General features: G+C 71.6%; 20 protein-coding genes. 11 read left to right on the top strand and 9 right to left on the bottom strand.

Annotated elements, in window-relative coordinates; translation table 11 throughout:
- Positions 1–7: 7 nt before the first annotated feature.
- Positions 8–658 (bottom strand): class I SAM-dependent methyltransferase, encoded by a 651-nt coding sequence (locus OG870_RS13885; RefSeq protein WP_327690923.1) that lies wholly within the window; start codon positions 656–658, stop codon positions 8–10.
- A gap of 194 nt (positions 659–852) precedes the next feature.
- Positions 853–2,589, bottom strand: a complete 1,737-nt coding sequence (locus OG870_RS13880) for an MFS transporter (protein ID WP_266513407.1) — start codon at positions 2,587–2,589, stop codon at positions 853–855.
- A gap of 228 nt (positions 2,590–2,817) precedes the next feature.
- On the opposite strand from OG870_RS13880, the gene OG870_RS13875 reads away from it, so the two are divergent.
- The 3 genes from OG870_RS13875 (at position 2,818) to OG870_RS13865 (ending at position 5,718) form a co-directional block, all read left to right on the top strand.
- Positions 2,818–4,248, top strand: a complete 1,431-nt coding sequence (locus OG870_RS13875; RefSeq protein ID WP_327690922.1) for an MFS transporter — start codon at positions 2,818–2,820, stop codon at positions 4,246–4,248.
- Positions 4,249–4,351: 103 nt separating this feature from the next.
- Complete coding sequence (locus tag OG870_RS13870) at positions 4,352–4,894, top strand: SigE family RNA polymerase sigma factor (protein ID WP_266513401.1); 543 nt, start codon at positions 4,352–4,354, stop codon at positions 4,892–4,894.
- Entirely contained in the window at positions 4,894–5,718 is an 825-nt protein-coding gene (locus OG870_RS13865) for a hypothetical protein (protein WP_327690921.1), read from the top strand. Before OG870_RS13870 ends, OG870_RS13865 begins: the two co-directional genes overlap by 1 nt.
- A 3-nt stretch (positions 5,719–5,721) precedes the next feature.
- On the opposite strand, the gene OG870_RS13860 is transcribed toward OG870_RS13865, so the two are convergent.
- Complete coding sequence (locus OG870_RS13860) at positions 5,722–6,354, bottom strand: response regulator transcription factor (protein ID WP_266588465.1); 633 nt, start codon at positions 6,352–6,354, stop codon at positions 5,722–5,724.
- 262 nt (positions 6,355–6,616) lie between these two features.
- Between OG870_RS13860 and OG870_RS13855 the strand changes: the two genes are divergently transcribed.
- Entirely contained in the window at positions 6,617–8,155 is a 1,539-nt protein-coding gene (locus tag OG870_RS13855) for an alpha-L-arabinofuranosidase B (RefSeq protein ID WP_266585037.1), read from the top strand.
- Here OG870_RS13855 and OG870_RS13850 read toward each other — a convergent pair.
- From OG870_RS13850 to OG870_RS13840, 3 genes are read right to left on the bottom strand one after another with little or no spacing between them, the layout of a single operon-like run.
- On the bottom strand, positions 8,133–9,413 hold the full coding sequence (locus OG870_RS13850; RefSeq protein ID WP_266513394.1) for a sensor histidine kinase: 1,281 nt from the start codon (positions 9,411–9,413) through the stop codon (positions 8,133–8,135). The genes OG870_RS13855 and OG870_RS13850 overlap by 23 nt on opposite strands.
- Positions 9,414–9,428: 15 nt before the next feature.
- Entirely contained in the window at positions 9,429–10,145 is a 717-nt protein-coding gene (locus tag OG870_RS13845; RefSeq protein ID WP_266520219.1) for an ABC transporter permease, read from the bottom strand.
- On the bottom strand, positions 10,145–11,068 hold the full coding sequence (locus OG870_RS13840) for an ABC transporter ATP-binding protein (protein ID WP_266513392.1): 924 nt from the start codon (positions 11,066–11,068) through the stop codon (positions 10,145–10,147). The genes OG870_RS13845 and OG870_RS13840 overlap by 1 nt, the downstream gene beginning before the upstream one ends.
- Before the next feature lie 259 nt (positions 11,069–11,327).
- Between OG870_RS13840 and OG870_RS13835 the strand changes: the two genes are divergently transcribed.
- The 3 genes from OG870_RS13835 to OG870_RS13825 all read left to right on the top strand — a co-directional run bounded on the left by OG870_RS13835 (position 11,328) and on the right by OG870_RS13825 (position 14,365).
- Complete coding sequence (locus OG870_RS13835; protein ID WP_266923903.1) at positions 11,328–12,203, top strand: MaoC/PaaZ C-terminal domain-containing protein; 876 nt, start codon at positions 11,328–11,330, stop codon at positions 12,201–12,203.
- 120 nt (positions 12,204–12,323) lie between these two features.
- A complete protein-coding gene (locus OG870_RS13830) occupies positions 12,324–13,409 on the top strand; it encodes a Zn-dependent alcohol dehydrogenase (protein WP_266585041.1) in 1,086 nt (361 codons plus the stop codon).
- Between the two features lie 17 nt (positions 13,410–13,426).
- A complete protein-coding gene (locus OG870_RS13825; RefSeq protein WP_266585043.1) occupies positions 13,427–14,365 on the top strand; it encodes a 3-oxoacyl-ACP reductase in 939 nt (312 codons plus the stop codon).
- Positions 14,366–14,679: 314 nt separating this feature from the next.
- On the opposite strand, the gene OG870_RS13820 is transcribed toward OG870_RS13825, so the two are convergent.
- Positions 14,680–15,948 carry a hypothetical protein gene (locus tag OG870_RS13820; RefSeq protein ID WP_266585045.1) on the bottom strand — a complete coding sequence of 423 codons (1,269 nt, stop codon included), beginning with the start codon at positions 15,946–15,948 and terminating at the stop codon, positions 14,680–14,682.
- 244 nt (positions 15,949–16,192) lie between these two features.
- Here OG870_RS13820 and OG870_RS13815 point away from each other — a divergent pair, with 244 nt between their 5' ends.
- The 3 genes from OG870_RS13815 (at position 16,193) to OG870_RS13805 (ending at position 19,176) form a co-directional block, all read left to right on the top strand.
- A complete protein-coding gene (locus OG870_RS13815; protein ID WP_266585047.1) occupies positions 16,193–17,044 on the top strand; it encodes a Nif3-like dinuclear metal center hexameric protein in 852 nt (283 codons plus the stop codon).
- Entirely contained in the window at positions 17,041–17,784 is a 744-nt protein-coding gene (locus OG870_RS13810) for a zinc ribbon domain-containing protein (RefSeq protein WP_323178434.1), read from the top strand. The genes OG870_RS13815 and OG870_RS13810 overlap by 4 nt, the downstream gene beginning before the upstream one ends.
- A 72-nt stretch (positions 17,785–17,856) precedes the next feature.
- The gene (locus tag OG870_RS13805) at positions 17,857–19,176 is read left to right on the top strand and encodes a bifunctional RNase H/acid phosphatase (RefSeq protein WP_266585049.1); all 1,320 of its coding nucleotides are present in this window, start codon (positions 17,857–17,859) and stop codon (positions 19,174–19,176) included.
- A gap of 22 nt (positions 19,177–19,198) precedes the next feature.
- Here the strand turns inward: OG870_RS13805 and eda are convergent, their stop codons facing one another.
- Entirely contained in the window at positions 19,199–19,825 is a 627-nt protein-coding gene (gene eda, locus OG870_RS13800) for a bifunctional 4-hydroxy-2-oxoglutarate aldolase/2-dehydro-3-deoxy-phosphogluconate aldolase (RefSeq protein WP_266513369.1), read from the bottom strand.
- Positions 19,826–19,948: 123 nt separating this feature from the next.
- Positions 19,949–20,731: a peroxide stress protein YaaA gene (gene yaaA / locus OG870_RS13795; RefSeq protein ID WP_266585051.1), complete on the bottom strand. Its 783-nt coding sequence runs from the start codon at positions 20,729–20,731 to the stop codon at positions 19,949–19,951.
- Positions 20,732–20,807: 76 nt separating this feature from the next.
- Between yaaA and OG870_RS13790 the strand changes: the two genes are divergently transcribed.
- A complete protein-coding gene (locus OG870_RS13790) occupies positions 20,808–22,289 on the top strand; it encodes an RNB domain-containing ribonuclease (protein WP_266585053.1) in 1,482 nt (493 codons plus the stop codon).
- Positions 22,290–22,408 lie beyond the last annotated feature (119 nt).

Below are 22,408 nucleotides of genomic sequence, written 5' to 3'. Positions count from 1 at the left end.
CGGGCCCTCAGATCCCTGCGCCCGTTCGCCGCAGGACGCGCAGTGAGTCGGTCGCCGAGATCTCCGTGAAGGCGCCGGAGTCGAGGGCCCGGAGGTAGACGCGGTACGGGGCCTGGCCGGTGAACTCGTCCTCGGGGTCGGGGAAGACGTCGTGGATGAGGAGCAGTCCGCCCTGAGCCACGTGCGGGGCCCAGCCCTCGTAGTCGGCGCTCGCGTGTTCGTCGGTGTGGCCGCCGTCGATGAAGACCAGGCCCAGCGGGGCGTTCCAGATCGACGCGATCTGCGGCGAACGGCCCACCAGCGCCACCACGTGCTCCTCCAGCCCGGCGCGGTGCAGCGTGCGCCGGAAGGTGGGCAGTGTGTCCATCAGGCCGAGTTCGGGGTCGACCGTCTCCGGGTCGTGGTAGTCCCAGCCCGGCTGCTGCTCCTCGCTGCCGCGGTGGTGGTCGACGGTCAGCGCGGTGACGCCGGTCTCGCGGGCCGCGTCGGCGAGCAGGATCGCGGAGCGCCCGCAGTACGTGCCGACTTCGAGGAGCGGAAGGCCGAGGCGCCCGGCCTCGATCGCCGCCTCGTACAGGGCGAGGCCCTCGTCCACGGGCATGAACCCCTTCGCGGCCTCGAAGGCGGCCAGGATCTCCGGCTTGGGTGCCGCGGCCATGGGGTTCCTTTCGGTCGTACGCGCGTCTCGGCACACATGCTGCCGCACCCCCCGCCGGCCATGGGACAGGGGGTGCGGCAAGCGTGCTTGTGAAGGGGGTGCGGCAATCTTGCTCTCAGGGGCGAGGGGAACTCCGCGACCAGCGCAACGAACCCGCGGCCGCCGGCTGCCGGAGCGCCGCACCCTGCTGGGCGCTAAGCGGTCACGGCCTCACCGGGCAGCGACAGATCCAGGTCCACCGCCCGCTCCTCGCCCCCGTGCGTAGCCGAGGAGGCAAGCGGACCGTGCCCCGACGCCCGCGCGGCCAGGACGTACGCTCCCTCGGCCGGCACGGCGAGCGCATAGCTGCCGTCCTCCTCCGAGAGCGTCGCCCCCGCCTGCCGGCCCCGCCGGTCGATCAGCGTGACCTTGGCACGGGCGACCGGGGAGCCGGTGGCATCCAGGACGCGGCCGCGAAAGCCCCGCAGGACCTCCTCGGCGCGCTCCACGACGGCGTCGTCCTCCTCGCTGCTCGCGCGCAGCTGCGGCGCACGGTTCGCCTTCGGCAGGAACAGCGCCATCAGCAGGCCGACGGCGACCGCGGCGGTCGCGATCAGGAAGGAGACCCGGAAGCCGTGCATGGTCGGGATCTCCACACCGCCGACGTTGTTCGCGGTGTTGGCCAGCACCATGCCGATGACGGCGCTCGACACCGACGTACCGATGGAACGCATCAGCGTGTTCAGGCCGTTGGCCGCGCCCGTCTCCGAGGCCGGGACCGCGCCGACGATCAGCGCGGGGAGGGAGGAGTAGGCGAGGCCGATGCCGGCGCCGAGGAGCACCGCGATGACGAGGCTCTGCCAGGCGGCGCTCATCAGGCCGAGGCCGGCGCCGTAACCGATCGCGATGATCAGCATGCCGAGGATCAGGGTGACCTTGGGGCCGTACTTCGCCGACAGGCGGGCGTAGACCGGCGCCGTGAGCATCATCGTCAGGCCCAGCGGCGCGACCAGCAGGCCCGCGGTGACCATCGACTGGCCGAGACCGTAGCCGGTGGCCTTCGGGAGCTGGAGCAGCTGGGGAAGGACGAGGGAGACGACGTAGAAGGAGACACCGACCATGATCGAGGCGAGGTTGGTGAACAGGACGGCCGGGCGGGCCGTGGTGCGCAGGTCCACCAGCGGGGCCTTCACGCGCAGCTCCATCACGCCCCACAGGACGAGGACGACGGCGGACGCGGCGAACAGGCCGAGCGTGGTGCCGGACGTCCAGCCCCAGTCGCTGCCCTTGGTGATCGGCAGGAGGAAGAGGACGAGTCCGGTGGAGAGGCCTATCGCACCCAGGACGTCGAAGGAGCCCTCGGCGCGCATCGGGGACTCCGGTACGACGAGGAGGGTGAGGAGGATGGCGAGCGCGCCGAGGCCGGCGGCGACGTAGAAGAGAGCGTGCCAGTCGGCGTGCTGGGCGATCAGGGCCGCGAGCGGCAGCGCGAGTCCGCCGCCGACGCCGATCGAGGAGCTCATCAGGGCCATGGCCGAGCCGAGCTTCTCGCGCGGCAGCATGTCGCGCATCAGGCCGATGCCGAGCGGGATCGCGCCCATCGCGAAGCCCTGCAGCGCACGGCCGGCGATCATCGTGAGCAGTTCGCTGGTGAGGGCGCTGACCAGGGCACCGACCACCATGACGGCGAGGCTGAGGATCAGCATGCGCCGCTTTCCGTAGAGGTCGCCGAGGCGGCCCATGATCGGCGTGGCTACGGCTCCCGAGAGCAGCGTCGAGGTCAGGACCCAGGTGGCGTTGCTGGGCGCGGTGCCCAGCAGCTGCGGCAGGTCCTTGATGACCGGGACGAGCAGGGTCTGCATCACCGCGACAACGATCCCCGCGAAGGCGAGCACCGGAACCAGGGCTCCGCTCGCTTTCCGCGCGGGCTGGTCGGTCGTCGTGTGCGTCATTGAGTGAGGCCTCCCGTGAGATAAGTGCTGGGTAAACCTCGTATGCGCAGGCAACTATTCCGTTGCTTCGGGTCTCTAATGAATTCTTGACCGAGCCATGGGTATCTGATCAACCGTCAGGTGGCTGCCTGGCTGCCTGGCTGGCTGACTGGCGGGCGGTGCTGGTCGTGAGACCGAGGACCGGGTCGGGCGAAATCCCGATGCAAGGGGCGTAAGCGGGTTGAGAGCATGACAGGCATGCTGGAAGCCGCTGACGTCACCCGGACCTCGTCCCGCCGTACCGCGCCGCCCACGTGGCTGGTCGTGGCGCTCGCCTGCGCCGGACAGTTCCTGGTCGTGCTCGATGTGTCGGTCGTCAATGTGGCGTTGCCGTCGATGCGGGCCGACCTGGGGCTGAGCCCGCAGGGACTGCAGTGGGTGGTGAACGCGTACGCGATCGCCTTCGCCGGTTTCATGCTGCTCGGTGGGCGGGCCGGGGACCTGTACGGGCGCAAGCGGATGTTCCTGGTGGGGCTCGCCCTGTTCACGCTGGCCTCGTTCGGCGGCGGCCTGGCACAGGAGGGCGGTCAGCTGCTGGTGGCGCGGGCCGTGCAGGGGCTGGGGGCGGCCGTGCTCGCGCCGTCGACGCTGACGATCCTCACCTCGGCGGTCCCGGAGGGGGCCGCGCGGGCGCGGGCCATAGCGACCTGGACCGCGGTGGGTGCCGGTGGCGGAGCGGCGGGCGGGCTGGTCGGCGGGGCGCTGGTGGACGGCCTGTCCTGGCGGTGGGTACTGCTGATCAACGTGCCGATCGGGGCGGTCGTGCTGGCCGGCGCGACGCGATGGCTGGCGGAGAGCCGGAACGGGAACGGGCGCAGGCTCGATCTGCCGGGCGCGGTACTGGTGACGGCAGGGCTCGCGACCCTCGCGTACGGGATCTCGCAGACGGAGGCGGAGGGGTGGACGGCGGCGGCCACGCTCGTGCCGCTGGCCGCGGGGCTCGCGCTGATCGCGCTCTTCCTGCTCGTCGAGTCGCGTACGGCGGTCCCGCTCATGCCGCTCGGGCTGTTCCGGGTACGGGCCGTGTCGTCGGCGAACGCGGCGATGTTCCTGTGCGGCTCCGCGATGTTCTGCATGTGGTTCTTCATGACGCTGTACGCGCAGAACGTACTCGGCTACACGCCGCTGGAGGCCGGGCTGGCGCTGGTGCCGAGCTCGCTGGCGGTGCTCGTCGGTTCGAAGGCGGCGCCCCGGTTCATGCCGGTGTTCGGCGCGCGCAAGGTGGCCGTGCTCGGGACGGTCGTGGCGGCGGCCGGCTTCGGCTGGCAGTCGATGATGACGCCGGAGGGCGCCTACCCGACGGAGATCATGATCCCGGGGATCCTGATGATGCTGGGGGCCGGCCTGACGGCGACCCCGCTCGCCGCGCTCGCCACGGCGGGGGCGGCTCCCGGAGAGGCCGGACTGGTCTCGGGGCTGGTCAACACCTCGCGCACGATGGGCGGTTCACTGGGGCTCGCGGTGATGTCGACCATCGCGGCGACGCGGTCGGCCGGGAGCGATGCTCCGGGGGCGCTCACGGAGGGGTACGCGCTGGTCTTCCGGACGGGCACCGGGGTGCTGCTCGCGGGGGCGGTGCTGATGCTGGTGTGGCTGCCCCGCAGAACCTCCGCGAAGTGAGGCCGCGGAAAATCTCGGCGGAGTGAGGTCGCCGAAGATCTCGGCGGGGTGAGGCAACGGTCCGGGCTGCCCATGGACTCCTTAAGACATCTAGGAGGTGCCCATGGGGGAACGCAAGGAGGCTCGGGACACGGAGTTCCAGAGCTTTGTCATCGGCCGCTGGCCTCGGCTGATGCGCACGGCATTTCTCCTCACGGGGGAGCAGCACGCCGCGGAGGACCTCGTCCAGTCGACGCTCGAACAGGTCTACGTGGCCTGGCGCCGGGTCGGCTCGGCGGACGACCCGGAGGCGTATGTACGGCGCGTGATGATCAACGCGCATGCGCGCAAGCACCGCAGAAAACTACGGGAGTTCCTGGCGCCGAAGGACGACTCGGGCCTGGCGCGCGAGATCGCCGACTCCGGTGACCGCATCGCCCAGGCCGACGACCGGGGCGTTCTGCTGACGGCGCTCGCCCAACTGCCCGTGCGGCAGCGGGAGGCGGTGGTCCTGCGGTACTGGGAGGACCTCACGGAGACACAGACGGCGGAGGCGATGGGCTGCTCCGTCGGCGCGGTGAAGAGCAACGCGGCCAAGGGGATCGCGAAACTCCGCGCCATACCGGGACTGGCGGACATGGTGACGAGCGGGGGAGGGCGTAAGTGATGAGCGCGGACCGGGAGACGAACCACGACATGACGAACACCGACATCGCCCTCCTGCTCGCCGAAGCCGCGGACGGGGTCGAGATCGGTATAGCCCCCACCCAGGCGGTGATCCGCGGTGGCCGGCGTCGCAGGGCCCGTCGCTGGGCGGTGGCGACGGCGGCGGCGCTGGCGATCGTCGGGACGACGGGGACGCTGGCGCTTGCGGGGCTGCCGGGTGACGGGGACGGGCATCGCGGAGCGCAGGTGGCCACCCACCCGCCGACGACCGCGGCGCCGAGGCTCGGCGAGCCGCAGTCGACGACGCTGGCGAGGGGTACCGAGGACGGCAAGGACTGGGACGTCTGGATCAACGTGTGGGGCGCACCGCGCAATGCGGCGGAGGCGCAGACCCAGTTGGCGGCCATGACCGAGTACGGGGAATTCCCCGGGGACATCCGCAAGGCCTCCGACCTGATCGGCAAGAGCGCCTACTTCGTGCACAGGAGCTACGGGGACCAGCGGTCGCTGGTGATTTACAGCACGCTCCCCAAGGGGAGCAGGGAGGCGGACACGGACCTGGAATCCGGCTCGACCCGGTTGCAGCCCGCCTCCGGGGGACCCGTGCGCCTGGTGATCGGCCGGGTTGCCAAGTCCGCTCAGGAGGTCACCTGCACCTGGCAGGACGGCACTCGTACCAAGCTCCGCAGGCTTTCGGGGGAAGCCGCGGCCGCGCTTCAGGAGCAGGGCATCCGCCCGGCCGAGGGGTCCCCGGACAACTGGTTCGTGTGCCTGGCGCCGAAGGGCACGGGCTCCAAGTCGGTGTTCGTGACGAAGTTGGGGTGACGGTCACAGCCACCCCTGCTGCCGGGCCTCCCGCATCGCCTCCATGCGGTTGCGGGTGCCCGTCTTGCCGATCGCGGACGAGAGGTAGTTGCGGACCGTCGACTCGGACAGATGCAGCTTGGCGGCGATGTCGGCGACCGTCGCGCCGTCCACGGACGCCTTGAGGACGTCGCACTCGCGGGCGGTGAGCGGGCTCGGCCCGGCGCTGAGTGCGGCGGCGGCGAGCGCCGGGTCGATCACGGTCTCGCCGGTCAGCACCCGGCGGATCGCGGCGGCCAGTTCCTCCACCGGACCGTCCTTCACCAGGAAGCCCGCCGCGCCCGCCTCCATGGCGCGGCGCAGATAGCCGGGCCGCCCGAAGGTGGTGAGGATCAACACCCGGCAGTCCGGAGCCTGTTCGCGCAGCTCGGCCGCCGCGTCCAGGCCGCTCATGTTCGGCAGTTCGATGTCCAGCAGGGCCACGTCCGGCCGGTGGGTCAGCGCGGCGTCCACGATCGCGTCGCCCGTCCCGACCTGGGCGACGACCTCCAGGTCCTCCTCCAGGCCGAGCAGCAGGGCGAGCGCGCCCCGCATCATTCCCTGGTCCTCGGCGAGCAGGACCCTCACACACTTCGTCGGCCGGTGGTCCCGGGGCATCTCGTTCACGGCTCAAGGGTAGGGCGCGGGGCGCGCCCGGGGCTCGACGAGAAACCCGTCTAAAGACTTGTCATTGTTCCGTTCCGCGAGTCTTGACGGCCTCCGGGTCCGGGCCAACAATCGCCTCTGCATTGGGAGTTCACCTTTGCAATTGCTGTGCCTGTTCTTCCGCCCGCAATTGTTCGGTATTTCGATCGGTGAAATACGTTCGGCATTTTGGTCGAACGACGTTCGGGATATCGGACAGTGAAAGAGGTCAGCCTTGTTCTCAAGACTCAGAACCGCGACCCTGGCCGCGCTCTCGGCGCTCGTCACCGTCCTCGCGCTCGCCGTCGGTGTCCCGCAGGCCGCCGCCGCGAGTTCGCTGCCCTGCGACATCTACGCCGCCGCGGGCACCCCCTGCGTCGCCGCGCACAGCCTCGTCAGGGCGCTCTACTCCTCGTACAGCGGCTCGCTGTACCAGGTGCAGCGAGCCTCCGACAGCGCCACGGCGAACATCGGGCTGCTGGCCGCCGGCGGGTACGCCAACGCGGCGGCCCAGGACTCCTTCTGCTCCGGCACCACCTGCATCATCACCAAGATCTACGACCAGTCCTCGCGCCACAACGACCTGACCGTCGAAGGGGCCGGCGGGGCAGGTGCGGCCGATGTCGGCGCACCCGCCGACGCCCTGCCGGTGACCGTCGGCGGCCACCAGGTCTACGGCCTGGAGATCTCGGCAGGCATGGGCTACCGGGACAACTCCACCTCCGGTGTCGCCGTGAACGGGCAGGCGGAGGGGATGTACATGGTCACCTCCGGTACCCATGTCAACGGCAGGTGCTGCTTCGACTACGGCAACGCCGAGACGAACAACAAGGACACCGGCAACGGCCACATGGACGCGATCAACTTCGGCACCGAGTGCTGGTTCTCGCCCTGCTACGGCGGCGGCCCATGGGTGCAGGCAGACCTGGAGAACGGCCTGTTCCAGTCGGACGCCGGCTACAGCAAGAACACGTCGAACACCGGCACCGGGGCGATGCCGTTCGTGACCGCTTTGCTGAAAAACAACGGTCAGGACCATTTCGCGCTGAAATACGGAAATTCCCAGTCGGGCAGCCTCACCACCACCTATTCCGGCGGTGAGCCCACCACGAGCGGCTACTCGCCGATGCATCAGGAGGGCGCGATCGTCCTCGGCACGGGCGGCGACAACAGCAACGGCTCCATCGGGTCCTTCTTCGAGGGCGTCATGACCTCGGGCATCCCGACGGACGCCGCCGACAACTCGGTGCAGGCCAACATCGTCTCCGTCGGATACGGCGGCTCGACCGGCTCCACCGGTTCGCTGAACCCCGGTTCGGAGATCTCGCTGCGCGCGACGACCTCGTGCTGCACCACCGACTACATACGCCACCAGAACGACGCGGGGGTCGTCTCGCCGATCACGTCGAGCAGTTCGGCGCTCGACAAGAGCGACGCCACCTGGATCGTCCGCCGGGGCCTGGCCGGCAGCTCCTGCGTCTCCTTCGAGTCACGCAACTACCCCGGTGACTTCCTGCGGCACTACAACTACCGACTCCAGCGGCAACCCATGGACGGCACCGCGCAGTTCAGATCCGACGCGACCTTCTGCCCGACGACCGGCAAGAGCGGCACGGGCACCTCGTTCGCGTCGTACAACTACCCGGCCAAGTTCATCCGCCACTACAACCTCAACGTCTACGTGGCGAGCAACGGCGGCTCCAACACCTGGGACAGCGCCACGTCCTGGGCGGACGACGTGAGCTGGGTGGTCAGCCAGCCCTGGGCACCGTAAGCAGAGCGGCGTCCGCCAGGCCGCTGGGCTCCACCGGTAGTTCGGCGGTCACCGTGAAACCGCCTCGCGGCGACGGGCCGGCCCGCAGGGAGCCGCCGGCCGCCGCGAGGCGTTCGGTCAGCCCCTTCAGGCCGGTGCCGCCGATGCCCGGCAAGGGCGGCGTCGACGAGGGGACCGGCTCGCCGGACCCGTTGTCGGCGATCGTGAGGCGGACGTGCTCGGGTGTGCTGTCCACGGTGATCTCGCAGCGTGTGGCGCAGGCGTGCCGCACGACGTTGGTGACCGCCTCCCGCACCACCCAGCCCAGCAGCGCCTCGGTCTGCGGCGCCAGCGGTGTGCCCGAGCGGACCACCACCGGTTCGACGGCCGCCGCGGACAGCGCCGAGCGGGCCCGGTCCAGTTCGGTGGCGAGGCTGCCCTCGCGGTAGCCGGTCACGGCCTCGCGGATCTCCGTGAGCGCCTGGCGGCCGACCGACTCGATGTCGGTGATCTGGGTGAGCGCGGCGTCCAGGTTCCGCGAGGCCAGCCGCCGGGCCGCCTCCGACTTCACCACGATCACCGACAGGGTGTGCCCGAGCAGGTCGTGCAGATCGCGGGAGAAGCGCAGCCGCTCCTCCTCGACCGCCCGCCGGGCCAGTTCCTCCCGGGCCGCGCGCAGCTCCCGTACGGCCTCGGAGAGGGACAGGATCGCCGCGGTCACCATCGTCGAAAGGAACGTGCCGTACGCGACGTTCACCGCGTCCCAGCCCGCCCGGAACACGGAGACCGCCGCCGCGAGCGCCGTCAGCCCGAGGCCGACCTTGCCCAGCCACGGGCCTCGCACGACCGCACCGGTGGCCAGGCCCAGCAGCGGGAAGAAGTACAGCCAGCTGCCGCCGTACCCGATGGCCAGTCCGCAGGTGATCACGGCCATCGCGGCGAGCGCCACCCGGGTCGCGTCCGCCTCGCGCTTCTCCTTCACGAAGGAGCGGAACGTCACATAGATGTAGAGGGAGTTGAAGGCGAACAGACCCACGCCACCGATCCAGGGATTGGGCGTCTTGCCCTGGAAGAGGTTGGAGAAGGCACCCATCCCCATCAGCAGCCACGGCAGCAGCGCGAAGCCCGTCGGCGGAGGACCAGGGTTCTCCGGCATCTTCCCGCCCGTCCTGCGCGCCTCCTTCTGAGCGGCCTTGAACCGCTCCATCTCCGCGCGCCACTGCGCCCGGGCCGCCCGCCACCGGCCCACCTGACAGGTGACTCCTCGCATCCAGGACATGATCTCGCTCCCCGTTCAGACGGTCCGGCCGGACCGTCGGTACGACAGCACAGCGTACGAACCGAAGGCCAGCAGCCAGAGGGTGAGGACCGTGACCGCGCCGAGCGCCGGGGCGTGCCCGTCGGCGACCGAGGTGCCGAGCTGGGCGAACCGGTACGTCGGGGTGTACGCGGACAGGGTGCTCAGCCAGCCCGGGAAGAGGGTGACCGGGAACCACAGGCCGCCCAGCACCGCCAGACCCAGGTTGCACGCCATGTTCGCCACGCCCGTGGTCTGCCCGGTCAGCCGGTAGCCGTTGCCCAGGCCCAGCAGGGTGAAGGGTACCGAGCCCAGCCACAGCAGCACGGCGATCGCCGCCCACTGCCAGACGTCCAGGCGTACGCCGTTGACCAGGCCGCCCGCCGCGAGGACGGCGAGGATGGCCGGCAGCACCGTCACCGAGCCGGTCAGGGCCCGGCCGACGACGACCTGGCGCGGGGTCATCGGCGTCACCCGCAGCTGCCGCAGCCAGCCGATCGCCCGGTCCTCGGCGACCCCGCCGCCGGTGTTCAGGGCGGAGCCGACGGCGCCGTAACCGGCCATGCCGACCATCGCGCCGGTCTTCCAACTGCCGTCGTCCGCGCCGAGGTTGGTGAACAGCAGATACATCAGCACCGGCATCGCGATCCCGCCGACGACGAAACCGGCGTCGCGCAGGGTCCGGCGCACTTCGAGCCGCAGATAGTCCAGCATCACGCCGCCTCCTCGACACGTGCGGTGAGGGCCAGGAACGCGTCGTCGAGCGACGCCGGGACGACCTCCAGGCCGCGTATCGCGTGCAGCTCCGCCAGCGCGACCACCGTCGCGTCCGGGTCGTCGCTGCGCAGTCGGGCCCGGTCCCCGCGCACCTCCACCGACCGTACGCCGGGCAGCAGCTCCAGGCCCTCGGTGGAGCGTCCCGCGAGGTCGAAGGCGACCAGGCTGCCGCCCACCGACCGCTTGAGCTGCTCACCGGTGCCGTCCGCGACGATCCGGCCCCCGTCGATGACGAGGATCCGGTCGGCGTGCGCGTCCGCCTCCTCCAGGTGGTGCGTGGAGAACAGAACGGTGTGGCCGAGACGGGCGTAGGACCGCATCGAGGTCCAGAAGGCCTGCCGCGCCTCCACGTCCAGGGCCGCGGTGGGCTCGTCCAGGACGATCACCGAGGGGTTCCCGGCGAGCGCGACGGCGAACCGCACACGCTGCGTCTGACCGCCGGACAGCCGGTCCACGCGCCGCCCCGCCAGCTCGGAGATCCCGGCCAGTCGCAGCGCCCGCGCGACGGGCATCGGGGCCGGGTAGCGGCGGGCCACGAAGGAGACCAGCTCCTGCACGGTCACCCTGGGCACCGCCCGTCCCTCCTGCAGCATCGCGCCGACCCGCCCGGCGCGCACCGACCGCTCCGGGGGAGCGCCGAAGAGGCGGACCGTGCCCTCGTCGGGTTCGTTCAGGCCGAGCAGCAGCGAGATCGTCGTCGACTTGCCGGCTCCGTTGCGGCCCAGCAGGGCGACGGTCTCGCCGGGCGCGATGGCCAGGTCGACGCCGTCGACGGCGCGTACGGAGCCGAAGTTCTTGACCGCCCCCGTGAAGGACACCGCGGGCTCCGCCCCGGCTCCCGTTCCAGTCGTGTTCGTCATGACGGCGACGCTACGGAGAGGGGGCGGCCGTCCGGCAGATCCGCCTGTACGGACTCCGGCAGGACAAATGTCACGGGGCGACCGCTACGGCACAGCGAGCTGACACTCCGTCAGGAGCCTTCACAAGTGACGGGCGCTGGGCTATACAGAGGTCGCCGGACTGGAACGCGTTCTAGGTCGGCCCCGTAGCGACCTCGGTGCGGCCGACGGTGCGGACGGCCGCACCGGGGTCTTCATGCCGCCCATGTACAGGAGCCGTATGCCCATCGACGCAGCGCAGGCCGTCGCCGCCGAGCCACGTTCCGGCGAGATCACCTGGGACCGCAAGGACGTCCTGCTCTACCACCTCGGCGTCGGGGCGGCCGCGAATCCCGACAAACGCAGCCCCGCCACAGACCCCGACGAGCTGCGCTACACCCTGGAGTCCCGGCTGCACGTGCTGCCGAGCTTCGCCACCGTCGCGGGCTCCGGCTCACCCGGCGTGATCAGCAGCCTGTCCATGCCCGGTATCGACGTCGACCTGGCCCGCGTCCTGCACGGCGGCCAGTCGCTGACCCTGCACCGCCCGATCCCCGTCGCGGGTACGGCCACCGCCACCGGCCGCATCGCCGCCGTGTACGACAAGGGCAAGGCGGCCGTCCTGGTCATGCGCACCGAGGCCGCCGACGCCGACGGCCCGCTGTGGACCAGCGACGCGCAGATCTTCGTCCGCGGAGAGGGCGGCTGGGGTGGCGACCGCGGCCCGTCCGCTCGCCTCGACCCGCCCACCGGCGCCCCCGACCGCACCGTCGAGCGCCCGATCCGCGAGGACCAGGCCCTGCTCTACCGCCTCTCCGGCGACTGGAACCCGCTGCACGCCGACCCCGACTTCGCCAAGGTCGCCGGGTTCGAACGGCCCATCCTGCACGGACTGTGCACCTACGGCATGACGCTCAAGGCGGTCGTCGACACGCTGCTCGGCGGCGACGTGACCCGGGTGCGCTCGTACACCACCCGGTTCGCGGGCGTCGTGTATCCGGGGGAGACCCTGCGCATCCGCATGTGGCACACACCGGAGTCCACCAGGGTCGCCGTGAGCGCGGCGGAGCGGGACGACGCGCCCGTCCTCGCCGACACCATCGTCGAACACTCGTGATCCGACGGGCAGTTGAAGCATGCAGCCGAAGCACGCAGTCGAAGCAGGCAGTTGAAACGGGCAGCTGAAGCAGGTAGCCGAAACAAGTAGCTGAAGCAGGCAGTTGAGGGGAGCCGCACCATGCGCGCAGCCGTACTGCACGAGATCGGCCAGGACAAGCTGGAGGTCTTCGACGACGTCGAGGCGACAGGCTTCGGGCCCGGCAAGGTGAGGATCCGGGTGCGGGCCACCGGGCTGTGCCACTCGGACCTGTCGGCGATGAGCGGGGTGCTGCCGCAGCCGGCGCCGTTCGTGCCCGGACACGAGGGCGCGGGCGAGATCGTCGAAGTCGGGGACGGCGTACGGGGTGTGAAGCCAGGCGACCGGGTGGTCGTGTGCTGGCTGCCGGCCTGCGGTGCCTGTCCGGCCTGCCGGCGCGGGCAGACGGAGCTGTGTCTGGCCGGGTTCATGAACGCGGGCACCCCCAACTTCAGGCGCCCCGGCGGCACCCCTGCCGACGTGTTCGGCTTCGCGGGCACCGGCACCTTCGCCGAGGAGGTCGTCGTCGACGCGGGCTGCGCCGTGCCGATACCGGACGACGTGCCCTTCGACATCGCCGCGCTGATCGGCTGCGGGGTGACCACGGGCCTGGGTGCCGCCCTCAACACCGCCGACGTGGAGGCCGGTTCGTCGGTCGCCGTCATCGGCTGCGGCGGCGTCGGCATCTCCGCGATCCAGGGCGCGCGGCTCAAGGGCGCCGCCGAGATCGTCGCCGTCGACCCGGTCGCCTCGCGCCGCGAGTCCGCCCTCAGGTTCGGTGCCACGAAGGCGGTCTCGCCGGACGAGCTGGCCGACGCCAGGCAACAGGTCACCGGCGGCGAGGGCTTCGACTACGTCTTCGAGGTCGTCGGCAGGTCGGCCACGGCCCGGACGGCGTACGAGAACACCCGGCGCGGCGGCACGCTCGTCGTCGTCGGCGCGGGCGCCATGGACGACTTCCTGCAGCTCAACATGTTCGAGCTGTTCTTCGACGAGAAGCGGATCCTGCCCTCGATGTACGGCGGCGGCGACGTCCTGCGCTCCTACGAGCGCACCATCGCCCTGTGGCGGGCGGGCCGCATCGACCTGGAGGGCCTGATCACCCACCGGGTGCCGCTGAGCGAGATCAACGAGGCACTGGACCAGATGCGGACGGGCACGGCGCTTCGTACGTGCATCGAGATCTGACGACTCCAAGGATACGCATGTCACTGCCACTTGAGGGACTGTCGGCCATCGTCACCGGCGCGGGCCGGGGCCTGGGCCGTGCCGAGGCGCTGGAACTCGCCCGGCTCGGCGCCGCCGTCGTCGTCAACGACTTCGGGCAGCCGGGCCGGGACGGCTCGGGGGAGGCCTCCGGCGGCCCCGCCGGGCAGGTCGCCGCCGAGATACGCGCGGCGGGCGGCAGGGCGCTCGCCCACACCGGGGACGTGGCCGACTTCCAACAGGCCCGCGAACTGGTCGAGTCGGCGATCAGCGAGTTCGGCAAACTGGACATCCTGGTCAACAACGCGGGCATCCTGCGCGACCGCATGGTCTTCTCCATGACCGAGGGCGAGTGGGACTCGGTGATCCGCGTCCACCTCAAGGGCCACTTCAACACGACCCACTTCGCGGCCGCGCACTGGCGCGAGCGGTCCAAGGCGGTGGGCGGGCCGGTGTTCGGGCGGATCGTGAACACGTCGTCGGAGGCGTTCCTGGCGGGCTCCGCCGGGCAGCCCAACTACGCGGCGGCGAAAGGCGGAATCGTCGGCCTGACCACCTCCTCCGCCCTCGCCCTGGGCAAGTACGGCGTCACGGCCAACGCCATCTGCCCGCGCGCCCGCACCCGGATGACCGAGGACGTCTTCGCCGGCTTCGAGCAGCCCACGGAGGGGCTCGACCCGCTCGCCCCCGAACACGTCGCCCCGCTCGTGGGCTATCTGGCCTCACCCGCCGCCGCTCGCGTCAACGGGCAGTTGCTCGTCGTACACGGCGGCATGGTGGCGATCATCGAACGGCCCAGTGTGCAGGCCAAGTTCGACAGCAAGCAGGACACCTTCACCTACGACGAACTCGACGCCCTGCTCACCCCGCACTACGCGGAGCGGCCGGCGGGGGAGACGTTCGCGGCGGCGGAGGTGCTGGGGCTCCGGCGCGGGTAGAGAGACGGAAGGGCCTCGCACGTCGGTCGACGTGCGAGGCCCTTCCGTGCGTAACCGTGTAACCGTCAGGCAGCCGCCTCGGCGTCCTCGTCCGGCCTGCGGTGGCGGCCGCGAGGGGCCGAGTCACCGTCTTGGACCGAAACCGGACCCCGGTGCCGGCCGTGGCCTGCGTCTTCCCGGGTCTCGGCGGACAGCTGCATGGTGCGTGCGTCGCTCATCGGAAGGATTCACCCCGTTAACATGATCTTTCTAACAGCCGGGCGAGTTTAACCGGCTGCCCTCTGTTCGAATCCAGACGGCCACGCCCATCGGCACTATTTCGTTACAAGACGTCCCAAGGGCGCCTGCTGCAACGGCACGGGACGCGGCGCGACAGGCTCCGGAGGATCCGATACGGACGGGGACCGCGTGCCCGGCGACGGGGACGAACTCCCGTCCGCCGCCGGGGCGGTCGCACCATCCCGGACCGGATCCTCCGGCCCTGCGCCCCCTGATCCCCCCGCGCCCCCTGATCCCCCTGCATCCCCCGATTCCCCCATCTCCCCCGATTCCCCCGTCTCCCCCGGGGGCGCCATCATCCGTGCCACGCCGCACGGCATCTCGACCGTGGCGTACGGCAGTTGGAGCACCCCGTCCCTGGTCCACAGCCCGGCGCCCGCCAACCACCCCTCAGGCGCCGGGAGATGGTGCAGCCGCCGCCGGTCCGGTCGCCACAGCCCCACCCAGCTGCCGACGGGCCCGTCGACCCGAAGCGCCACCCCGCAGCTCTCCGGCATCAGCACCTGCCCCGGCTGGATGGCGAAGGGCGTGACGGCACAGTCGGGCAGGCGCAGGCACTCCGGGAAACGCACCGGCAGCGTGCTGCCCAGCACCCCCCAGCCCAGCCGGTCCTCGCCCGGCGACGGCGCGTCCGAGCGGATCAGCAGCAGGCCGCTGTCCGGGTCGGCGAGCAGCAGCCGGTCGTCGCTGGCCTCGGCGATCTGCAGAAGGGGCGAGACCTCGCCGGCCCGCTCCAGGTCGACCACGACCGCCTTGGTCCGGCCGCCGATCTCACGGTCCAGCGCCAGCATCCGCCCCGCATGATCCAGCCACACCCCGCCCGAGCAGCGCCCCGGGACCTCCGCCACGTGCTCGGGCCCGAAGGCGCCGCCCGCCACCAGCCACACCGTGCTGGTGTGCCGGCCCACGGCCAGGGCGTACGCCTGCTCGCCGCCCGGCGCGGGAGGCAGCAGCCGCAGCCGGGTGTCCTCGTCCGGGCACTCGACCGCGCCGATCAGCACCTCGCCGGTGCCGGGCCCCGTCGGGTAGAGCAGCGAGAAGACATGCCGCCCGTCCATCGGCCGGCGGATGAGCACCCGCCCGTCGCCCATCGGCTGCACCTCGGTGCCGGGCTCCTCGGGTTGGTTGCCGGGCAGCGACACGGCGTACGGCTCGGGGCCGTCCAGTGTCCAGCGCTCCGGGAACCAGGAGTCGCCGTCCAGGGCGAGCCGGGCGGCGTAGGCGCCGTCCGCGGTGATGGTGCAGCCCGATTGCGGGGCGCCGTCCTCGGGGGCAGCCTCGGGCTCGATCGCACACGCCGTCATGGTCTGGTCACCTCCGGCGACGAAGCTAGTTTTCGCACGCACACACGTGGGACCACGAGGCTCCTGCTTCACACATAAGGGTGGCCAAGGAACGATTCGCCTGAGGAAACGGGGGCCGGTGTGCTGACGGGGGCCGGGGGTGCGGCCGGGTTCCGGCACCGTTCCGTTCGTTGCGACCGGGATCGTGGTGCCGGGACCGGGACATCGGTTCAGCGGCACAGATCAGCCAGGTAGCCTTTTGACCGTGCCCCGTCTGTCTGAAGTCATCGCCGCGCTGGAGAACCTGTGGCCCGCCGAGCGGGCCGAGTCCTGGGACGCGGTCGGCACCGTCGTGGGCGACCCCGCCCAGGAGGTCACCCGGGTCCTGTTCGCCGTCGACCCGGTCCAGGAGATCGTCGACGAGTCGGTGAAGCTGGGCGCCGACCTGCTCGTCACCCACCACCCGCTCTACCTTCGCGGTACGACGACGGTCGCGGCCGGCCACTTCAAGGGCCGCGTCGTGCACACCCTGATCAAGAACGACATCGCGCTGCACGTCGCCCACACGAACGCGGACACGGCCGACCCGGGCGTCAGCGACGCGCTGGCCGGCGCGCTGGACCTGCGCATCGTCGGGCCCCTGGTGCCGGACGCCACCGATCCGTCCGGCCGCCGGGGCCTCGGCCGCGTCTGCGAACTGGACCACCCGCTGTCCCTGAAGGAGTTCGCGGCCCGTGCCGCCGAGCGGCTGCCCGCCACCGCGCAGGGCATCCGCGTCGCCGGCGACCCGGAGGCGACGGTCCGTACGGTCGCCGTCAGCGGCGGCTCCGGCGACAGCCTCTTCGACCAGGTCCGCGCGGCCGGGGTGGACGCCTTCCTCACCGCGGACCTGCGCCACCACCCGGCCTCCGAGGCCACCGCCCAAAGCCCCCTCGCGCTGCTCGACGCGGCGCACTGGGCCACCGAGTGGCCCTGGTGCGAGCTGGCCGCAACCCAGCTCGACGAGATCTCCGACCGGCACGGATGGGACCTCAGGGTCCATGTGTCCAAGACGGTCACCGACCCCTGGACGGCCCATGCGGCCTCCTCTGACGCAACCGCAGGAGCCCCCAACTGAACGCCGCGCCCGCCGACCAGATCCGACTCCTCGACGTCCAGGCACTCGACGTCCGGCTGCAGCAGCTCGCCCACCGGCGGAAGTCGCTGCCCGAGCACGCCGAGATCGAGTCGCTGACCAAGGACCACAACCAGCTGCGCGACCTGCTGGTGGCCGCACAGACCGAGGCGAGCGACACCGCCCGCGAGCAGACCAAGGCCGAGCAGGACGTGGACCAGGTGCGCCAGCGCGCCGCCCGCGACCAGCAGCGCCTGGACTCCGGTGCCGCGACCTCCCCGAAGGACCTGGAGAACCTCCAGCGCGAGATCACCTCCCTCGCCAAGCGGCAGGGCGACCTCGAGGACGTCGTCCTGGAGGTCATGGAGCGCATCGAGTCCGTGCAGGAGCGGGTCACCGAACTCACCGAGCGGGTCTCCTCCGTCCAGTCGAAGATCGACGACGCGAGTGCGCGCCGCGACGCCGCGTTCGAGGAGATCGACGGCGAGGTGGCCACGGTGACGAAGGAGCGCGAGGTCATCGCGGGCACCATCCCCGCGGACCTGCTCAAGCTCTACGACAAGCTGCGCGAGCAGCAGGGCGGCATCGGCGCGGCCAAGCTGTACCAGCGCACCTGCCAGGGCTGCCGTCAGGAGCTGGCGATCACCGACATCAACGAGATCCGCTCGGCCGCCCCCGACACCGTGGTGCGCTGCGAGAACTGCCGTCGCATCCTGGTGCGTACGGCCGAGTCCGGTCTGTAGGAGCGACGGCAAGGGCGATGGCCCGGGCGACGGCCTGGGCGATCGCCAGGGCGACTGTAAGGGGCTTGTGCCGTGCGGGAGTTCATCGTCGAGGCGGACGGCGGTTCACGGGGAAATCCGGGGCCCGCGGGCTACGGATCCGTCGTGATCGACGCGGCGACGGGGGAGACGCTGGTGGAGGCGGCCGAGTACATCGGCGTCGCCACGAACAACGTCGCCGAGTACCGGGGGCTGCTGGCGGGCCTGCGGGCCGCCCGTGACCTGGACCCGTCGGCCAAGGTGCACGTCCGCATGGACTCCAAGCTGGTCGTCGAGCAGATGTCGGGCCGCTGGAAGATCAAGCACCCCGACATGAAGCCGCTGGCGACGGAGGCGGCCCGCGTCTTCCCGCCGGAGCAGGTGACGTACGAGTGGATCCCGCGCGAGCGGAACAAGCACGCGGACCGGCTCGCGAACGAGGCGATGGACGCGGGCAAGCGCGGCGAGCAGTGGTCGCCGTCGGTGTCCACGGCAGAGCTGGACGCACGCGCCGCGCGGCTCGCGGCCCCGGAGCCGTCCGGCCCGCCGGGCGACGCGGCGGCGGGCGCGGCGAGAGCACGCGCGGCGCTGGCAGAGGCACGCCCTGCCGCTGACGTCTCCGCCGTCCCCTCCGACCGCAGCGGTGCGGTGGAGGACAGGGGGGAGGCAGGCAGTGCCGGGGCGAAGGCTGACGCCGACGTCCGGGCCGCGCGCACCGTTGCCAGTCCCGGCTGGGCTCCCGCCGACATGGGGGCGCCCGCGACCTTCGTCCTCCTGCGGCACGGTGAGACCCCGCTGACTCCGCAGAAGCGGTTCTCGGGGAGTGGCGGTACCGATCCGTCCCTGTCGGACGTCGGCCGGGAGCAGGCCGAGCGGGTCGGGGCCGCGCTGGCCCGGCGCGGCACGATCGAGGCGATCGTCGCGTCGCCCCTCGCCCGTACCCGCGAGACCGCGGGCATCGTCGCCGCACGTCTCGGCCTGGAGGTGAGCGTCGACGACGGGCTGCGCGAGACGGACTTCGGCGCCTGGGAGGGGCTCACGTTCGGCGAGGTCCGCGAGCGCTACCCCGACGACATGAACGCCTGGCTGGCCGACCCGGAGGCCCGGCCGACCGGCGGGGGCGAGAGCTTCGCGGCGACCGCGACCCGGATCGCGGTGGCGCGGGACAAGCTGGTGGCGGCGTACAAGGGCCGCACGGTTCTCCTCGTCACCCACGTCACCCCGATCAAGACGTTCGTACGCCTCGCCCTGGGCGCCCCGCCCGAGTCCCTGTTCCGCATGGAACTCTCGGCCGCCTCCCTCTCGGCGGTGGCCTACTACACGGACGGCAACGCGAGCGTACGACTCTTCAACGACACCTCTCACCTGCGCTGACCGTGCCGGGGCGCGGAGCAGGTCAGCCGCCCGGCCCGAGCTGAGCCGCCTCTCGCGCCAGCATCTCGACCCGCCCCCAGTCCTTGGCGGCGACGGCGTCCGCGGGAATCATCCAGGTTCCGCCCACACAGCCGACGTTGGGCAGCCTGAGGTACTCGGGCGCGTTCGCGGCACCGATGCCGCCCGTCGGACAGAACCGCGCCTGCGGCAGGGGCCCCGCGAGGGACTTCAGATACGCCGTCCCGCCCGCCGCCTGCGCCGGGAAGAACTTCATCTCCCGCACCCCGCGCTCCAGCAGAGCCACCACTTCCGAGGTGGTCGACACCCCCGGCAGGAACGGCACCCCGGACGCCCGCATCGCTTCCACGAGCACGTCCGTCCAGCCCGGGCTGACCAGGAAGCGCGCCCCGGCGGCCACCGACTCCTTCACCTGCTCCGGTGTGATCACGGTGCCCGCCCCGACCACCGCGTCCGGCACCGCACCGGCGATCGCGCGGATCGCCTCCAGCGCGACCGGCGTCCGCAACGTCACCTCGATGGCCGGCAGCCCACCGGCGACCAGCGCCCGCGCGAGCGGTACGGCGTCGGCGGCGTCATCGAGGACGACGACGGGCACGACGGGGGCGAGATCCAGCAGCGAGGTGGGCATGGCGCCATACTGCCGAGGCGTCGCAGCATGCGCAAAGCTCGTTGCGCACGCTGCAATGGCAGGGCGCCTGGGCATGGGCGCCAGCGGACGCCTCAGTAGTGGACGCCTCAGCAGAGGCAGGTCTCAGTGGACCTCGTCCACCAGCACATCCAGCGTCCACGCCTTGCCCGCGCCCTTCGGTGGCTCCACCTCCACCACGTACCCGAGGTCCCGCAGCACCTCCACCAACGCGCCCGGCCCCTTGGGCGCCGCGCCCGCCGTCAGCAGACTCCGTACGATCCGCCCCTTGGTCGCCTTGTTGAAGTGGCTGACGACCTTGCGGGTCGGCGCGTGCAGCACCCGTACGCTCGCGGTCCGCCCGGCGACCTCGCCCTTCGGCTTCCACGCGGCCGTATACGCGGAGGAGCGCAGATCCAGTACCAGCCCGTCCCCGGCGGCCTCGGGCAGCGTGTCCGACATCGCCGTCCGCCAATGGGAGCCCAGCGCCCCGAGTCCGGGCAGCCTCACACCCATCGAGCAGCGATACGAGGGGATCCTGTCGGTCACCCGGACCGCGCCCCACAGCCCGGAGAAGACGAGCAAGGACCGGGCGGCACGCCTCTTCGCGGCAGCGTCCAGGGAAGCCAGGTCGAGGTTGTCGTACAGCACACCCGTGTAGATCTCCCCCGCGGGCCGGGCCCCGGCCGTCGGCAGCCCGGCGTTCTTCGCCACCTCGCCCCGCAGCCCCTCGCTCAGCCCGAGCACCTCCCGCGCCTTCTCCTCGTCCCCGGCACACAGGTCGACCAGCTCGCCGAGCACGGCCTCACGGGCGGGGGTCAGTCCGGGCAGGGACAGCGACTCCAGCTTCAGCGGGGCACCACGGCCGGAGGTTGCCTTGCCTTCGGAGGGAGGCAGCAGGACCAGCACGGAAGATCTCCTTCTGTTTGAGCTCTGCGACAGCGTACGGCGTGCCCCGAGGCGGCCACGGCCCTACGCTCGCTACATGCCCCGCCGCCACATCCGCGTGACCGGCGCCCCCGAAGCCCCCCTCCGGGCCGCCCTCATCGCACTGCGTACCGAACTCGGCGTCCCGGAGAGCTTTCCGCCCGAGGTGCTCGCCGAGGCCGAACGGGCCGCGAAGGCCCCCGCCCTTCCGTCGTACGACGCCACGGACATCCCCCTCTTCACCATCGACCCGCCGACGTCGACCGACCTCGACCAGGCGATGCACCTGTCCCGGCGGGGCAGCACCGGCTACCGCGTCCGTTACGCCATCGCGGACGTCGCCGCCTTCGTCGCGCCGGGAGCGGCGCTGGACGCGGAGGCCCACCGGCGGGTGGCCACGCTGTACTTCCCGGACGAGAAGATCCCGCTGCATCCCGCGCCGCTGAGTGAGGGCGCCGCCAGCCTCCTCCCGGACCAGGTCCGCCCGGCCGTGCTCTGGACGATCGACCTCGACGCGGAAGGCCGCACCGGCGCCGTCGACGTCCGCCGCGCCCTCGTCCGCAGCCGGGCCAAGCTCGACTACACCGGCGTACAGCGGCAGATCGACCAGAAGACGGCCGAGGAGCCGCTCGCCCTGCTGGCCGAGATCGGGCAGGCGCGGCAGCGGCTGGAGGTGGAGCGGGGCGGGATCTCACTGAACGTGCCCGAGCAGGCGATCGTCGAGCGCGACCACGCGTACCAGCTCGGCTACCGGGCACCGCTGCCCGCCGAGGGCTGGAACGCGCAGATCTCCCTGCTGACCGGGATGGCGGCCGCGGATCTGATGCTGGCGGGCGGCACGGGCGTGCTGCGCACCCTCCCGGCCGCCCCGGACGGCGCCGTCGGCCGCCTGCGTCGTACCGCGCACGCGCTGCACATCGAGTGGCCGCACCATGTCTCGTACGCCCAGTTGATCCGTTCCCTCGACCCGCACCGACCGCACCACGCGGCCTTCCTCCAGGAGTGCACGACTCTGCTGCGCGGGGCGGGCTACACCGTCTTCCGGGACGGGGCCCTTCCGCCGATCACCACGCACGCCGCGGTCGCCGCCCCCTACGCCCACTGCACGGCGCCGTTGAGGCGGCTCGCCGACCGGTACGCGTCCGAGATCTGCCTCGCGGCCGTGGCCGGAGAGCCCCCGCCGGACTGGGTGCTCGCCGCGCTGGACGTGTTGCCGAAGGAGATGGCCGACGGCAGCCGGCTCGCGGGCACGGTGGAACGCGCGTGCGTGGACATCGTGGAGGCGGCGCTGCTCAAGGACCGGGTGGGCGAGGTCTTCGACGGATACGTGGTGGAGGTCGGGGAGCACCAACCCACGGGCCGTCAACCCGCGGACCGTCGACCCGCGGACCGTCAACTCGCGGTCGGGAAGGTCCAGTTGGAGTCTCCGGCGATCATCGGCCGGATCGAGGGTGACCACCTGCCCCTGGGCGAACGCCTGCGGGTCCGGCTCACGCAGGCCGACCCGGGAACGGCGACCGTACGCTTCACGCCTGCGTAATCGCCTGCGTGATCGTCGCCGCGATCGCGTGCGGGAGCGCTCGGCACCCCTTGACGGCTAACACTGTTAGCCGTACGGTCATGTCCAGAGGGGGCTAACGGTGTTAGCCACTCCGTCGG

Source organism: Streptomyces sp. NBC_00461, assembly GCF_036013935.1.
GTDB lineage: Bacteria > Actinomycetota > Actinomycetes > Streptomycetales > Streptomycetaceae > Streptomyces.
Note: the sequence above shows the minus strand (reverse complement) of the source record. Positions and strands in the feature narration are given on the sequence as shown.

What these genes read in the sequence shown, in the direction of transcription:
- OG870_RS13885 (WP_327690923.1), bottom strand. Translation starts at nt 658, where the DNA reads ATGGCCGCGGCACCCAAGCCGGAGATCCTGGCCGCCTTCGAGGCCGCG.
- OG870_RS13880 (WP_266513407.1), bottom strand. Translation starts at nt 2,589, where the DNA reads ATGACGCACACGACGACCGACCAGCCCGCGCGGAAAGCGAGCGGAGCC.
- OG870_RS13875 (WP_327690922.1), top strand. Translation starts at nt 2,818, where the DNA reads ATGACAGGCATGCTGGAAGCCGCTGACGTCACCCGGACCTCGTCCCGC.
- OG870_RS13870 (WP_266513401.1), top strand. Translation starts at nt 4,352, where the DNA reads ATGGGGGAACGCAAGGAGGCTCGGGACACGGAGTTCCAGAGCTTTGTC.
- OG870_RS13865 (WP_327690921.1), top strand. Translation starts at nt 4,894, where the DNA reads ATGAGCGCGGACCGGGAGACGAACCACGACATGACGAACACCGACATC.
- OG870_RS13860 (WP_266588465.1), bottom strand. Translation starts at nt 6,354, where the DNA reads ATGCCCCGGGACCACCGGCCGACGAAGTGTGTGAGGGTCCTGCTCGCC.
- OG870_RS13850 (WP_266513394.1), bottom strand. Translation starts at nt 9,413, where the DNA reads ATGTCCTGGATGCGAGGAGTCACCTGTCAGGTGGGCCGGTGGCGGGCG.
- OG870_RS13845 (WP_266520219.1), bottom strand. Translation starts at nt 10,145, where the DNA reads ATGCTGGACTATCTGCGGCTCGAAGTGCGCCGGACCCTGCGCGACGCC.
- OG870_RS13840 (WP_266513392.1), bottom strand. Translation starts at nt 11,068, where the DNA reads ATGACGAACACGACTGGAACGGGAGCCGGGGCGGAGCCCGCGGTGTCC.
- OG870_RS13835 (WP_266923903.1), top strand. Translation starts at nt 11,328, where the DNA reads ATGCCCATCGACGCAGCGCAGGCCGTCGCCGCCGAGCCACGTTCCGGC.
- OG870_RS13830 (WP_266585041.1), top strand. Translation starts at nt 12,324, where the DNA reads ATGCGCGCAGCCGTACTGCACGAGATCGGCCAGGACAAGCTGGAGGTC.
- OG870_RS13825 (WP_266585043.1), top strand. Translation starts at nt 13,427, where the DNA reads ATGTCACTGCCACTTGAGGGACTGTCGGCCATCGTCACCGGCGCGGGC.
- OG870_RS13820 (WP_266585045.1), bottom strand. Translation starts at nt 15,948, where the DNA reads ATGACGGCGTGTGCGATCGAGCCCGAGGCTGCCCCCGAGGACGGCGCC.
- eda (WP_266513369.1), bottom strand. Translation starts at nt 19,825, where the DNA reads ATGCCCACCTCGCTGCTGGATCTCGCCCCCGTCGTGCCCGTCGTCGTC.
- OG870_RS13790 (WP_266585053.1), top strand. Translation starts at nt 20,808, where the DNA reads ATGCCCCGCCGCCACATCCGCGTGACCGGCGCCCCCGAAGCCCCCCTC.